This is a genomic window from Agrobacterium sp. CFBP2214, from assembly GCF_030209895.1.
In the GTDB taxonomy this organism is placed as follows: domain Bacteria; phylum Pseudomonadota; class Alphaproteobacteria; order Rhizobiales; family Rhizobiaceae; genus Agrobacterium; species Agrobacterium radiobacter.
The window spans coordinates 366500-379590 of the sequence record NZ_JARVRC010000006.1; the positions used below are offsets into that span (position 1 = coordinate 366500).

The window sequence follows — 13091 nt, forward strand, 5'->3', positions numbered from 1 at the left end:
ATCAGGGTAAAGGCACCATGGCGCGCCGCATGATATTGGCGTAGTAGCCCCAGAAAAGCCGCGCGGCCACGGAGCGCCAAGGCGACCAGAGTGCCGCACGCTCCGCCAGCCATTTCGCTTCCGGCCTCACCTCCAGATCAAGCGCGTGGGCCACCGCCGATCTCAGCGCCACATCGCCGACCGGGAAAATATCCGGATGCCCGCCGCAAAACATCAGGTAGACTTCCGCCGTCCACGGGCCGATGCCACGAAGCGCTACCAGCTCGAAGAACGCCGCACCCGCCTCCTTGCGCACCACGCCGTCAAGGTCGATCTGCCCGTCCGTGACGGCGCGCGCCAGCCCTTCCAGCGTCGTCGCCTTGGCCCGGGAAAGGCCGAAGCTGGCGCGCAACGCCTCCGATGCACCGAGATAATTTTCCGCCGTGACCAGGCCGCCGGTGCCGGCAAGGATACGCGCCCATATGGCATTGGCGCTGGCGCGCGACACCATCTGCGACACGACGATATGGGCAAGGCCGGCAAAGCCGGGCTCGTGAATGCGCAGCTCCAAAGGACCGGCTTTTTCTATGACGGGGCTGAGAACAGGATCGAGGTGAGCGAGATGCTCCAGCCCTTCGCTGATGTCATCCATCCCGGTGATGATTTTCATATCGGTCATTCCATATGCCGCCAGCCGGCTGGTGGGGCGCTTTAAAACATGGCAGAAGAAACCATGCCTTCGCCTCTCCGTCAAAAACCGGTTTACCGTTTTGCGCCAAGCCCCAACGGCCTGCTGCATCTCGGCCACGCGCTTTCCGCCTTCCTGAACCATGATATGGCACGTGACAATGGCGGCCGCTTTCTGCTGCGCATCGAGGATATCGACCAGACGCGCTGCACGCCGGAGCTGGAGCAGGCGATCTATGATGATCTCGGCTGGCTGGGACTTTCCTGGGAAGAGCCGGTGCGGCGACAATCGGAACATTTCGATGAGTATCGCGCGGCGCTGGACATGCTGATCGACGCGGGCCTCGCCTATCCGGCTTTTCTCAGCCGTGGGGAAACAAAGGCCATCGTTCGCACTTTTGAGGCAGAAGGAAGGCTCTGGCCACGCGATCCTGATGGTGCGCCGCTTTACCCGGCCTTAGATCGGGAGAGGCCAAAGGCTGAGCGGGAGGCGCTTTTGGCCTCCGGCCGACCGCACGCCTGGCGGCTCGACATGGAAAAGGCGATGCACGCCGCCGGCATCCCTCTGTTCTGGCAGGAGAGCGGCGACGGCGGGACCGGGCAGATCGAGGCCCTTCCCGCGCTCTGGGGCGATGTGGTGCTGTCGCGTTCCGACGCGCCTTCGAGCTATCATCTCTCCGTTGTGGTTGACGATGCGCTGCAGGGCATCACCCATGTGGTGCGCGGCATGGATCTCTTCCACGCAACCGCCATCCACCGGCTGCTGCAACACCTGCTGGACCTGCCGCAGCCCGCCTATCACCATCACCGGCTTATTTTGGGCGCAGACGGCCGCAAGCTTTCGAAAAGCGAAGGCAGCACCGGCCTTTCCGCCCTGCGGGCGGAAGGGGCGACGTCCTCAGATATCCGCCGGCTTGTCGGTCTCTTCTAGCGCCCGCTCCCGGCGCGCGCCGCTGCCGCCGATATTGCGGCGGATGATCTGCCGCACCTTGTATTTCATCAGCGCGGCATTGACCTCCGCACCGAGCATGAAGATGACGCCGACCATGTAAAGAAACACCAGAACCACCATGACGGAGGCAAGACCAGCATAGGTGGCGGCATAATTGGCGAAGGTGGAGAGATAATAGGCAAAGATCGCCGCGCCGATGACCCAGAAGATCATCGTCAAGAGAATGCCCGGCCAGACATCCCAGATACGGCGTTTGCCGGCGGGCAGCCAAAGATGCGCGGCCACCAGCCCCGCCGTCAGAACCACGATGGTGCCGTAAAGACCAAGGCTGGAGATGGTGTTCAGCACATCCGTCAGCCACGGGAACCGCTGCTCGGCAAAAGAGGTGGCGACCGGCACGGCAACAAGGACGATACTGATGCCGGCAAAGACGACCACGGCGATCAGCACATAAAGCAGGCTGAGCAGGCGGGTCACATACCACCATCGCGTTTCGGTGACACGATAGGCGCGGTTGAGTGAAATTCGGAGCGCCTCGACGCCATTGGAGGCAAAATAGGCGGCGGCCAGCACCGAAATCGTCAGCAGCCCGCCGCGCGGAATGGTCAGCACCTGCTGCACCTGCGCCGCCAGCGGCCCGGCAATCGCCTCAGGCCAGGTGTCGAAAATCAGGTGCACCGCCGTTTCGGAAAACTGGTCAGCGCCGAGAAAACCGGCAAGCGCCGTACCGAAGATCAGAAAGGGGAACAGCGCCAGCAGGATGGAAAGCGCCATATGGCTCGCCATCGCCCAGCCGTCATCCTCGGCGAAATGGGAATAGGCATCGAAGGCAACCTTGCCTGCCAGGCGCACTGCGGCAACCATGTCACCTCCATTCATCGGCATTTCATTTGTAACTTCGCCCCGAATATGGGAAATCAGCTTCGCTTTGTACAGCGCGCAAGCCCGGCTTTCGGTTCCGTCACTGAGAAGGATTTTGCGCAATGCGTTTTCCATGGGCCGGTCAAACGGGCCAGAGCAATAGTCGGTTTCCCGGAGCGGCAGATGTCTGAAAAGCCCGTCATCATCATTACCGGATGTTCCTCGGGCATTGGCGCTTATTGCGCCGGCGCGCTCCACCGGGACGGCTGGCGGGTTTTCGCCACCGTGCGCCGCATCGCCGACATGGCCGCACTTGAAAATCAGGGCATCGAAACCCTGATCATGGATTACACCAAGCCCGAAACCATCGCCGCGCTGGTGGATACCGTCGCCGCCCGAACCGGCGGCCGCATCGATGCGCTTTTCAACAATGGCGCTTATGGCCAGCCGGGCGCGGTGGAGGACCTGCCTGTCGAAGCGCTGAGAGCCCAGTTCGAAACCAATGTCTTCGGCTGGCACGATCTGACACGGCGGGTCATTCCCTTCATGCGCGCCCGCGGCGTCGGCCGCATCGTGCATTGCTCCTCCATTCTCGGCCTCGTGCCCTATCGTTATCGCGGCGCTTACACCGCTTCGAAATTCGCGCTTGAGGGGCTGGGCGTCACCTTGCGCATGGAGCTTCAGGGCAGCGGCATCCATGTGAGCCTGATCGAACCCGGTCCCATCACCTCGAAATTCACCACGACGGCGCTTGCCCATATCAACGAGCATATCGATCTCGAAAATTCGGCCCATGCGGCGGAATATAAACGCCAGCTGGCGCGCATGGATGGCTCCGGTCCCGTCAACCGTCACAAGCTTGGTCCCGATGCGGTTTATGCCGTGCTGAAACACGCCCTGACGGCGGCAAAACCGAAGCCGCATTATCCCGTCACGGTGCCAGCCAAACAGGGGCTTATCCTGAAACGGCTCTTGCCTGCCGGACTTTTCTATCGTCTGCTGCGCAGATTCGATTGAGGAGGAGTAATACCGCATGTCCGGCTTCACCACCGTTCTGGCCCTTATCGTCATGGGCCTCGTCGTCATCGTGCTGATACGCGGCCTCTTCAACATGCTGAAGGGGCAGGATGCTAACCGGTCCAACAAGCTGATGCAGCTTCGCCTTCTCCTGCAGGCCGTCGCCATCGTGCTGATCATGCTCACCCTCTGGCTCACCGGCGGTGGCCGTTGACATGGTGAAACTGAATAAGATCTACACCCGCACCGGCGACAAAGGGACGACCGCGCTGGTTTCCGGCCCGCGCCGGCTGAAGCACGATCTTCGCGTCGAGGCCTACGGCACGGTGGACGAGACCAATTCGGCCATCGGCGTCGCGCGACTGCATACGGGCGGGCTGGAACGGCTGGATGCCATGCTCTTCCGCATCCAGAACGATCTGTTCGATCTCGGCGCCGATCTCGCCACGCCTGATAGTGGAGAGCCGCTTTCTTATGAGCCGCTGCGCATCGTCGAAAGCCAGGTCACCCGGCTGGAAAATGAAATCGACGAACTCAATGCCGCCCTCGAACCGCTGACCTCTTTCGTGCTGCCGGGCGGCAGCGCGGCAGCGGCCAATCTGCACTTGGCGCGCACCGTCTGCCGCCGGGCGGAGAGGCTGATGGTAGAGCTTTCCGTTTCCGAGAATGAGATCGTCAGCCCGGCGGCGCTGAAATATGCCAATCGCCTGTCCGATTTCCTGTTCGTCGCGGCCCGTTTCGCCAATGATGCCGGCAAGGCCGACATATTGTGGGTTCCGGGCAAGAACCGCTAGATCGCATCACTTGCGCAAATGAAGGACGTTCCATGTTCATACCGCTGCACGATGCGAACTCCCTCAAACATATCCGGCTGCAATATGTCACCATCGGCCTGATTGTGGTCAATGTGCTGGTCTGGCTGTTTACCGGCGTGCTTGCCAGCGATACCGAGGCCAATGCCGCAGCGCTCGGCCTTGGTTTCATTCCGGCCGTGGTGTTCGACTACGCCTATCTGGAACCGGCCTTGCAGGTGGTGCCCGACGATCTGACCGTTGTCACTTACGCATTCCTGCATCTCGATTTCTGGCATCTGGCCGGCAACATGCTGTTTCTCTGGGTCTTCGGCGACAATGTCGAGGACGCGCTTGGCCATTTCCGTTTCCTGATCTTCTATCTTGCCTGCGCCATTGTCGGCGCGCTGTTTCACGGTGTCGTCTCACCCACTTCGGAAGGGCCGCTGATCGGCGCTTCGGGTGCGGTTTCCGGCGTGGTCGCGGCCTATTTCCTGCTGCATCCCAGGGTGCGCGTCTGGGTGCTGGTTCTCATGCGCATTCCGCTTCCCCTGCCCGCCTTCATTCCGCTGGCTCTGTGGATTGGCCAGCAATTCCTGATGCTGGCGCTGGGGCTCGAGGAAAACGTCTCCTGGGGCGCCCATGTCGGCGGCATAATTGCAGGTGCGATCCTGGTGGTTTTCATGCGCAGGCGAGGCGTGCCCCTGTTTGACCGCACCATTGTTGCGCCGAGGGCGGCGCAGTTCAAGAATACGTCGCAAACGGCAGGGTTGTCGCAAATCGAACGGGGCTATGACGGGGGTAGATGAGACCCTGCGTGAGAGATAGAGTATTTACGTTAACGTCAACGTAAGATATGCCTTACGTGCATGTGATAATGAAGATTGCTCCGTTGTATTTGCGGGAAAAATGCTTATCCATGTCGCCAACCTGTTTTTGGAGGTCCGCGCGGTCAACTGGCCAAAGCGGACAGGAGTTTGAGGAAAGCCGCCGATGAAAATCCTTGTCCCCGTTAAACGAGTCGTCGATTACAACGTGAAGATCCGCGTGAAAGCGGATGGTTCTGGCGTTGAGCTTGCCAATGTGAAGATGTCGATGAACCCGTTCGACGAAATCTCGGTGGAAGAGGCCCTTCGCCTGAAGGAAGCCGGCAAGGCCGAAGAGGTCGTGGTCGTCTCCATCGGCCCGGCCAAGGCGGAAGAAACGCTGCGCACCGCGCTCGCCATGGGCGCCGACCGCGCCATCCTGATCGAGACCGACGAAACGGTTGAGCCGCTCGCCGTCGCCAAGCTGCTGAAGGGTGTCGCTGAGGCTGAACAGCCCGGTCTCGTCATCGTCGGCAAGCAGGCGATCGACGACGACAGCAACCAGACCGGCCAGATGCTGGCCGCCCTTCTCGGCTGGGGCCAGGGCACGTTTGCCTCCAAGGTCGTACCGTCAGACGGCAAGGTCGCGGTCACCCGCGAAGTCGATGGCGGTTTGCAGACGATCGAACTGAAACTTCCCGCCGTCGTCACCACCGACCTGCGCCTGAACGAGCCGCGTTACGCCTCGCTGCCGAACATCATGAAGGCGAAAAAGAAGCCGCTCGACAAGAAGGCTCCGGCCGATTTCGGCGTCGATGTTTCGCCGCGCCTGAAGGTGCTGAAGACCGAAGAACCTGCGGGCCGCAAGGCCGGCATCAAGGTCGGCTCGGTTGCCGAGCTGGTCGAAAAGCTCAAAGCCGACGGCGTCCTCTAAGGTTTCGGAAAAGGGAGATATTCTTATGGCCATTCTTCTTCTGGCAGAACACGACAACGCAACCCTTTCCGACCTGACGGCGAAGACGCTGACGGCGGCAATGCAGATTGGCGGCGACGTCCATGTGCTGGTTGCCGGCGCCAATGCCAAGGGCGCAGCCGACGCTGCCGCGAAACTCTCCGGCGTATCCAAGGTGCTGCTCGCCGACGACGCCTCCTATGCCAATGCGCTCGCCGAGCCGCTGGCGGCGCTGATCGTTTCGCTTGCGCCTTCCTATGACGTCATCATTGCGCCGGCGACCGCCTCGGCCAAGAACGTGACGCCGCGCGTTGCGGCGCTTCTCGATGTGGCGCAGGTCTCGGAAATCATCGAGGTCGTCAGCCCTGACACCTTCAAGCGCCCGATCTATGCCGGAAACGCCATCCAGACGGTGCAGGCAACCGATGCGAAGAAGGTCATCACCGTGCGTCCGACCGGCTTTGCGGCAGCGGCAGAAGGCGGTTCGGCAGCGGTCGAAACCATCGGCGCGGCGGCAAACCCCGGCCTTTCCAGCTTCGTTTCCGATGCCCTGGCGTCGTCCGACCGTCCGGAACTGACCTCTGCGAAGATCATCATCTCGGGCGGCCGCGCGCTTGGTTCTTCCGAGAAGTTCAGGGAAGTCATCCTTCCCGTCGCCGACAAGCTCGGTGCAGCCGTTGGCGCATCGCGCGCAGCCGTCGATGCCGGTTATGCGCCGAACGACTGGCAGGTGGGCCAGACGGGCAAGGTGGTTGCCCCGCAGCTTTACATCGCCGCCGGCATTTCGGGCGCCATCCAGCATCTGGCCGGCATGAAGGACTCGAAGGTCATCGTCGCCATCAACAAGGATGAAGAAGCGCCGATCTTCCAGGTTGCGGATTACGGCCTCGTCGCCGATCTGTTCGAAGCCTTGCCGGAACTCGAAAAATCGCTGTAATTTAAGCATAAATTGGAGGCGGCGCGTTTTTTAAACGCGCCGCCTTCTCTTTTTCGGCGATATGCGTAACATCGCCGGCAATAACGCAGACAAAATCCCTGAGAGGAGACCAACCTATGACCGCCCCCTTTAAAAACATCGGTGTCATCGGAGCCGGTCAGATGGGATGCGGCATTGCACATGTCTCCGCCATCGCCGGTTACAGGGTCCATATCTACGATCTTTCCAAGGAAGGCATCGAGGCCGGTCTCGCCACGATCAACGGCAATCTCGCCCGCCAGGTCACCAACGGCAAGCTTTCGGACGACGCCCGCAAGCAGGCGCTGGCGCTGATCAGCGGATCGACTGATATCAATGATCTGGCAGCCATGGATCTCGTCATTGAGGCCGCGACGGAAAATGAAGAGATCAAGCGCAAGATTTATGCGCAGGTCTGCCCGGTCCTGAAGCCCGAAGCGCTGCTCGCCACCAATACGTCTTCGCTCTCCATCACTCGCCTTGCATCCGCCACCGATCGGCCCGAGCAGTTCATGGGCATCCACTTCATGAATCCGGTGCCGGTCATGAAGCTGGTGGAACTGGTGCGCGGCATCGCCACCAATGAAAAGACTTTCGACGCGGCAAAGGATTATGTGCGGACGCTGGAAAAGGCGATCACCGTCGCCGAGGATTTCCCGGCCTTCATCGTCAACCGCATCCTGCTGCCGATGATCAACGAGGCGATCTACACGCTCTATGAAGGCGTCGGCTCGGTGGAAGCCATCGACACCGCCATGCGCCTCGGTGCCAACCACCCGATGGGACCGCTGCAGCTTGCCGATTTCATCGGTCTCGACACCTGTTTGTCGATCATGCAGGTACTGCATGACGGTCTCTCCGACAGCAAATACCGCCCCTGCCCACTGCTGGTCAAATATGTCGAGGCCGGCTGGCTCGGCCGCAAATCAGGCCGCGGATTCTACGACTATCGCGGCGAGACGCCGGTCCCCACGCGCTGAGCCCGGACCAATATCGTCTCTGCCTTCGGCTGAACTCTCAGGCAATCAGCAGATAAGTGACCGCTCCGGCGCCGGCGGCGAGGACGGATGCGGCCGTGAGCAACCCGCAATAAACGAGCGTTCCGGAAACGGCCGCGACGAATACGCGGCCTACCGCGTTTGCGGCGAGAGCGGCGAGAATTGCGCTCGCCACGATATCAGGCGAAAGATTCTGCGCGTTGGCTCGCAACGCACTGAGAACGGCGACATCGGCATCGAATATGGCCGACAAAGCCGTGAGGGCGATGAAACCACCCGTGCCGATCCAGACGAGAAGAACGGCATTCAGCGTTCGCGTTGCAGCAAAGAGCGCGGCGAAGATGGCAAGGGGCACCAAGTCGAACGGATTTTTTGCGTCGATTTCCTGTCCGGGCTGCGTGTCCTGCAGTCTTATCAGGCCGGTGCCGCTCAATCCGAGAACCAGTGCAGCGGTCAGCGTTGCCGGTGCGATGAGGGAAAACGTCGTCAGCGAGAGGGCGAGGACGATAGCGAGAACCCGAAGCAGCGATACAGCCGCGGCCAGCGCCGCCACACCGGCAAGAGGCCAGACGTTTTCACCGCTTTTCGCCTTCTGCCCGAAGCTGGCGGTTACGGCGGTTGATGAAACCAGAGCACCCGCCAGCCCGGTCACCAGCAGGCCGCGGGTTGAGCCGAGCAACCGCACGGCAATATAGCCGCAATAGGAAATCGTGGCGCTGAGCACGGTGAACAGCCATATTTCCCAGGGGTTGAAACCGCCCCACGGATCGATTGTCCGGTTTGGAAGGATCGACAGGCCGACGGCGGTCATCACTGCAAGCACCAGCGCGGAGCGAAGCTCGATCCATGTCAGCCGTTTCAGCAGACGGTGGAGAACTTCCCTGCCCGCAAGCAATGCCGCAAGGGCCGCGCCACCAGCCGCCGCCGCCTGATATTGCTCCGTTACCGCAAGCCCGCCGAGGGCAAAGACGCAGAGCGCCGCAACCACGCCGGTGACACTGAAATCATTGTCATGGCGCGCCTCACGCAGCTTGAACCACGAAAAACTGAATGCGAATCCCAGAAAACCCGCCGCAAAGGCGAAGGCATTGCCCTGCTCATCGGCCAAGATGCCGAAGATGCCACCGAGCAGGCCGGCAATGCCATAGGTCCTGATCCCGGCGGTACGGCTGCCCGCCGGCGCATCACGCTCCCGCCAGCCGCGCTCAAGGCCGACGAGCAGGCCGATGGCAAGGGCAAGACCAAGCCGGGGGATAAGCAACTCCATGTCGGCACCTATTCCATGGCGGAAGCAGGATCATTATACGGGGCGGGTGCCGGCTTGTCTGCACCGGCCCATCCGCTGGACAGGCCTGTCTTGAGGGCGGTTGCGGCTCTCAACTCATGGATCCAGCCACCGGCATCATTTTCCCGTCGCGGCGGTCACCAGCGCCTTGGCATCCTCGCTGTCCCACGCGGCCGGGCCGTTCATGGCCGCGAGCAGGCAGCCATTTTCATCCAGCAGCAGGGTTGCCGGCAGGCCAAAAGCGAGGCCTTCCTTTTTCAAAACGTTGAAGACGCCCATGGAACTGTCGCGGTAGTGCTTCAGAGCGTCGATCTTATATTCATCCATGAAGGCTTTCGGTTTTTCATCCGCGCCGACATCGATATTAACGGCAACGACCTCAAAATTCTCGCCGCCCTTTTCCTTCTCCAGCGCGTTCAGAGCCGGCATCTCTTCCCGGCAGGGCACGCACCATGTGGCCCAGAGGTTGAGAAGGACCGCCTTGCCCTTGAGGTCGGCAAGCGTCATGTCCTTAGCCTCCGGTCCCTTGAAGGACAGCGGGATGACGCGCGGCTTGTCCGCCGCCGACATGGCCGCCACCTGCCCTTTCAGAAACGGCTTCAGCGAAGCGATGCGGTTTGCCGCACCTTCACATAAACCGCCCTCGGCCACCGCTGCCCCTTGAACCGGGCTCTCAGACCCAATATGCCTGAACCAGACCGCGCCAGCACCGGCGAGCACACCGGCCACGGCAGCAATTGCAACCAATTTGGCGGAAGGAAGCCTGAACGGCCTTTTTTCTGTCATCGAATACTCCAGGGCACTTAACATGGCTGACGGCACAGATCAGAAATCCTCCAACCAGATGTGGGGCGGACGTTTCGCTTCCGGGCCATCTGCCATCATGGAAGAGATAAATGCCTCCATCGGCTTCGACAAGAAGCTTTACGCCCAGGATATCCGCGGCTCTATGGCGCATGCCGCCATGCTGGCATCTAAAGGCATTATTTCGCCGGAAGATAAAGACAAGATCACCGATGGCCTGAACACGATCCTGTCAGAGATCGAAACCGGCAGCTTCGAGTTTTCGCGCAAGCTCGAAGATATTCATATGAACATCGAAGCGCGGCTCGCAACGCTCATCGGCACGGCAGCCGGCCGCCTGCACACCGCCCGCTCGCGCAACGACCAGGTGGCGCTCGATTTCCGCCTGTGGGTGAAGGAAGAATTGCAGAAGACCGAGGGCATGCTGACCGCGCTCATCGCCGCCTTCCTCGATCGCGCCGAAGAAAATGCCGATACGGTCATGCCCGGCTTCACCCATCTGCAGACAGCCCAGCCCGTCACCTTCGGCCATCATTGCATGGCCTATGTGGAAATGTTCGGCCGTGACCGCGCCCGCGTGCGCCACGCCATCGAGCATCTGGATGAAAGCCCGATCGGTGCTGCCGCTCTTGCCGGCACCGGCTACCCCATTGACCGCCACATGACGGCGAAGGCGCTCGGCTTCCGCGAGCCGACCCGCAATTCCATCGACACCGTCTCCGACCGCGATTTCGCGCTGGAATTCCTGTCGATCGCCTCGATCTGCGCCACGCATCTGTCGCGTCTCGCCGAAGAAATCGTTATCTGGTCGACGCCGCAATTCGGCTTCATCCGCCTGTCGGACGCTTTTTCCACCGGCTCGTCGATCATGCCGCAGAAGAAGAACCCTGACGCAGCCGAACTGGTGCGCGCCAAGACCGGCCGCATTAACGGCTCGCTGGTGGCGCTTCTGACGGTCATGAAGGGCCTGCCGCTCGCCTATTCCAAGGACATGCAGGAAGACAAGGAACAGGTTTTCGATGCTGCCGAAAGCCTGGAACTGGCGATTGCCGCCATGACCGGCATGATCCGCGATCTCGAAGTGCGCAAGGACCGCATGCGCGCGGCCGCCGGTTCGGGATATTCCACCGCCACCGATCTCGCCGACTGGCTGGTGCGCGAGGCGGGCCTGCCCTTCCGCGATGCCCACCATGTGACCGGCAATGCCGTGGCTCTGGCCGAAAAGAAGGGCTGCGATCTGGCCGATCTTTCGCTGGAAGACCTGCAGGCGATCCATCCGGCCATTACCAGCGGCGTTTTCGACGTTCTTTCGGTCGAGGCATCGGTCGCCAGCCGCACCAGTTTCGGCGGCACGGCCCCTTCGGAAGTGCGAAAGCAGATCGCCTGGTGGCGTGGACGCAACTGATAAATCTGCGTTACGCTGCGATCACAAGAAACAGGGTGCACAAGCGCCCTGTTTTTCGTTATCAGAGAGGCACATATTTCCTTTGGACAGGCTCATGCTTTCAAAAACCGCGCGCAAAATCATCGTTCCCATCGGCATGACGCTCGCCGTCAGCCTTGCTCTCAGCGCCTGCGGGCGTAAGGGCGATATCGATCCACCGAGCACGCCGGTCGAAATGCGCAACAAACGCGCCGCCGATGGAAGCGAGCCGAAGCCGGCAACGGCTGAGCGTCCGTTCATTCTCGACAAGCTCCTCTGACGGGTAAAAAGCCGTGAACCATTTTGGCTATATCGACGGCGTGCTGCACGCCGAAAACGTGCCCGTGCCTGAGATCGCCAAGGCGGTCGGCACGCCGTTCTATGTCTATTCGACCGCGACGCTGGAACGCCACTACAAGGTGTTCTCAGGCGCTTTTGCCGATGTGGACGCCATGGTCTGTTACGCCATGAAGGCCAATTCCAACCAGGCGGTGCTGAAGACGCTGGCAAAGCTCGGCGCGGGCATCGATGTCGTGTCGGGCGGCGAATTGCGCCGGGCGCTCGGCGCCGGCGTGCCGGCAAGCCGCATCATGTTTTCCGGCGTCGGCAAGACGGTGGCGGAAATGGATTACGCGTTGGAAGCCGGCATCTACTGCTTCAACATCGAATCCGAGCCGGAACTGGAAGTCCTTAACCTGCGCGCCGTGAAAGTGGGCAAGCGGGCGCATGTCTCCTTCCGCATCAATCCTGACGTGGACGCGCGCACCCACGCCAAGATTTCCACCGGCAAGAAAGAAAACAAGTTCGGCATTTCCTATGAACGCGCCCGCGCGGTCTATGCCCATGCCGCCACTTTGCCCGGTATCGAAGTCACCGGCATCGACATGCATATCGGCAGCCAGATCACCGAATTGCAGCCTTTCGAGGATGCCTTCCGGCTGCTGCGCGAACTGGTCGAGGCGCTGCGCACCGACGGACACACGATCAGCCATGTCGACATCGGCGGCGGTCTCGGCATTCCCTACCGCGACGACAACAACCCGCCGCCGCTGCCGGATGCCTATGCACATATCGTCAAGAATGAACTGAAGAGCCTCAACTGCAAGATCATCACCGAACCCGGACGCCTGATTGTCGGCAATGCCGGGATTCTGGTGACGGAAGTGATCTATGTGAAGGATGGCGGCGAAAAGACCTTCGTGATCGTCGACGGCGCGATGAACGATCTCATCCGCCCCACGCTTTACGAAGCCTATCACGGCATTCGCCCGGTGGTGCAGCCTGCACTGGATGCCCCTCGCATCAAGGCCGATATCGTCGGTCCCGTCTGCGAGACGGGTGACTATCTGGCGCTGGACCGCGAGATGGCCGCACCGCAGCCGGGCGATCTCATCGCCGTCAGCTCCGCCGGCGCCTATGGCGCGGTGCAGGCCGGCACGTATAATTCGCGCCTGCTGGTGCCGGAAGTGCTGGTGAAGGGTGACAAGTTCCACGTCATCCGCCCGCGCGGCACCTATGAAGAGCTGATCGCTCTCGATTCCGTACCCGCCTGGCTCGATTGATTTCGTCTGTCGCACCGCG

The 13091-nt window shown here is 61.1% G+C and carries 15 protein-coding genes; 11 read left to right on the plus strand and 4 right to left on the minus strand.

Features of this window, described 5'->3' with window-relative positions; translation table 11 throughout:
- Position 1 precedes the first annotated feature (1 nt).
- Complete coding sequence (locus QRN60_RS17355; protein ID WP_161974227.1) at positions 2 to 658, minus strand: DNA-3-methyladenine glycosylase family protein; 657 nt, start codon at positions 656 to 658, stop codon at positions 2 to 4.
- Positions 659 to 697: 39 nt separating this feature from the next.
- On the opposite strand from QRN60_RS17355, the gene gluQRS reads away from it, so the two are divergent.
- The gene (gluQRS, locus tag QRN60_RS17360) at positions 698 to 1597 is read left to right on the plus strand and encodes a tRNA glutamyl-Q(34) synthetase GluQRS (protein WP_112295538.1); all 900 of its coding nucleotides are present in this window, start codon (positions 698 to 700) and stop codon (positions 1595 to 1597) included.
- Here gluQRS and QRN60_RS17365 read toward each other — a convergent pair.
- Entirely contained in the window at positions 1565 to 2482 is a 918-nt protein-coding gene (locus QRN60_RS17365; RefSeq protein ID WP_031234460.1) for a YihY/virulence factor BrkB family protein, read from the minus strand. The genes gluQRS and QRN60_RS17365 overlap by 33 nt on opposite strands.
- 180 nt (positions 2483 to 2662) lie before the next feature.
- On the opposite strand from QRN60_RS17365, the gene QRN60_RS17370 reads away from it, so the two are divergent.
- From QRN60_RS17370 to QRN60_RS17400, 7 genes are all read left to right on the plus strand, one after another.
- Positions 2663 to 3496, plus strand: coding sequence for an SDR family oxidoreductase (locus tag QRN60_RS17370; protein ID WP_111780484.1), 834 nt, complete (start codon positions 2663 to 2665; stop codon positions 3494 to 3496).
- A gap of 16 nt (positions 3497 to 3512) precedes the next feature.
- A complete protein-coding gene (locus QRN60_RS17375; protein ID WP_020812918.1) occupies positions 3513 to 3710 on the plus strand; it encodes a twin transmembrane helix small protein in 198 nt (65 codons plus the stop codon).
- Between the two features lies 1 nt (position 3711).
- A complete protein-coding gene (locus tag QRN60_RS17380) occupies positions 3712 to 4290 on the plus strand; it encodes a cob(I)yrinic acid a,c-diamide adenosyltransferase (protein ID WP_020812917.1) in 579 nt (192 codons plus the stop codon).
- A 32-nt stretch (positions 4291 to 4322) separates the two neighbouring features.
- Entirely contained in the window at positions 4323 to 5096 is a 774-nt protein-coding gene (locus QRN60_RS17385; protein WP_060724952.1) for a rhomboid family intramembrane serine protease, read from the plus strand.
- 184 nt (positions 5097 to 5280) lie between these two features.
- The gene (locus tag QRN60_RS17390) at positions 5281 to 6027 is read left to right on the plus strand and encodes an electron transfer flavoprotein subunit beta/FixA family protein (protein ID WP_020812916.1); all 747 of its coding nucleotides are present in this window, start codon (positions 5281 to 5283) and stop codon (positions 6025 to 6027) included.
- Positions 6028 to 6052: 25 nt separating this feature from the next.
- A complete protein-coding gene (locus QRN60_RS17395) occupies positions 6053 to 6982 on the plus strand; it encodes an electron transfer flavoprotein subunit alpha/FixB family protein (RefSeq protein WP_129566975.1) in 930 nt (309 codons plus the stop codon).
- Positions 6983 to 7098: 116 nt separating this feature from the next.
- Positions 7099 to 7980, plus strand: coding sequence for a 3-hydroxybutyryl-CoA dehydrogenase (locus QRN60_RS17400; RefSeq protein ID WP_003509938.1), 882 nt, complete (start codon positions 7099 to 7101; stop codon positions 7978 to 7980).
- 37 nt (positions 7981 to 8017) lie between these two features.
- On the opposite strand, the gene QRN60_RS17405 is transcribed toward QRN60_RS17400, so the two are convergent.
- Together QRN60_RS17405 and tlpA are read right to left on the minus strand one after the other, a co-directional pair.
- Positions 8018 to 9265 (minus strand): MgtC/SapB family protein, encoded by a 1248-nt coding sequence (locus QRN60_RS17405; protein ID WP_112295536.1) that lies wholly within the window; start codon positions 9263 to 9265, stop codon positions 8018 to 8020.
- Between the two features lie 135 nt (positions 9266 to 9400).
- Positions 9401 to 10069 (minus strand): thiol:disulfide interchange protein TlpA, encoded by a 669-nt coding sequence (tlpA, locus tag QRN60_RS17410; protein ID WP_003509934.1) that lies wholly within the window; start codon positions 10067 to 10069, stop codon positions 9401 to 9403.
- A gap of 22 nt (positions 10070 to 10091) precedes the next feature.
- Between tlpA and argH the strand changes: the two genes are divergently transcribed.
- From argH to lysA, 3 genes are all read left to right on the plus strand, one after another.
- Positions 10092 to 11492 (plus strand): argininosuccinate lyase, encoded by a 1401-nt coding sequence (gene argH, locus QRN60_RS17415; RefSeq protein ID WP_087745924.1) that lies wholly within the window; start codon positions 10092 to 10094, stop codon positions 11490 to 11492.
- A gap of 94 nt (positions 11493 to 11586) precedes the next feature.
- Positions 11587 to 11790, plus strand: coding sequence for an LPS translocon maturation chaperone LptM (gene lptM / locus QRN60_RS17420; RefSeq protein WP_020012158.1), 204 nt, complete (start codon positions 11587 to 11589; stop codon positions 11788 to 11790).
- Between the two features lie 13 nt (positions 11791 to 11803).
- Positions 11804 to 13072: a diaminopimelate decarboxylase gene (lysA, locus tag QRN60_RS17425; protein WP_112295535.1), complete on the plus strand. Its 1269-nt coding sequence runs from the start codon at positions 11804 to 11806 to the stop codon at positions 13070 to 13072.
- Positions 13073 to 13091 lie beyond the last annotated feature (19 nt).

Coding starts and splice junctions, on each gene's coding strand:
- QRN60_RS17355 (WP_161974227.1), bottom strand. CDS start 658: ATGACCGATATGAAAATCATCACCGGGATGGATGACATCAGCGAAGGG.
- gluQRS (WP_112295538.1), top strand. CDS start 698: ATGGCAGAAGAAACCATGCCTTCGCCTCTCCGTCAAAAACCGGTTTAC.
- QRN60_RS17365 (WP_031234460.1), bottom strand. CDS start 2,482: ATGGTTGCCGCAGTGCGCCTGGCAGGCAAGGTTGCCTTCGATGCCTAT.
- QRN60_RS17370 (WP_111780484.1), top strand. CDS start 2,663: ATGTCTGAAAAGCCCGTCATCATCATTACCGGATGTTCCTCGGGCATT.
- QRN60_RS17375 (WP_020812918.1), top strand. CDS start 3,513: ATGTCCGGCTTCACCACCGTTCTGGCCCTTATCGTCATGGGCCTCGTC.
- QRN60_RS17380 (WP_020812917.1), top strand. CDS start 3,712: ATGGTGAAACTGAATAAGATCTACACCCGCACCGGCGACAAAGGGACG.
- QRN60_RS17385 (WP_060724952.1), top strand. CDS start 4,323: ATGTTCATACCGCTGCACGATGCGAACTCCCTCAAACATATCCGGCTG.
- QRN60_RS17390 (WP_020812916.1), top strand. CDS start 5,281: ATGAAAATCCTTGTCCCCGTTAAACGAGTCGTCGATTACAACGTGAAG.
- QRN60_RS17395 (WP_129566975.1), top strand. CDS start 6,053: ATGGCCATTCTTCTTCTGGCAGAACACGACAACGCAACCCTTTCCGAC.
- QRN60_RS17400 (WP_003509938.1), top strand. CDS start 7,099: ATGACCGCCCCCTTTAAAAACATCGGTGTCATCGGAGCCGGTCAGATG.
- QRN60_RS17405 (WP_112295536.1), bottom strand. CDS start 9,265: ATGGAGTTGCTTATCCCCCGGCTTGGTCTTGCCCTTGCCATCGGCCTG.
- tlpA (WP_003509934.1), bottom strand. CDS start 10,069: ATGACAGAAAAAAGGCCGTTCAGGCTTCCTTCCGCCAAATTGGTTGCA.
- argH (WP_087745924.1), top strand. CDS start 10,092: ATGGCTGACGGCACAGATCAGAAATCCTCCAACCAGATGTGGGGCGGA.
- lptM (WP_020012158.1), top strand. CDS start 11,587: ATGCTTTCAAAAACCGCGCGCAAAATCATCGTTCCCATCGGCATGACG.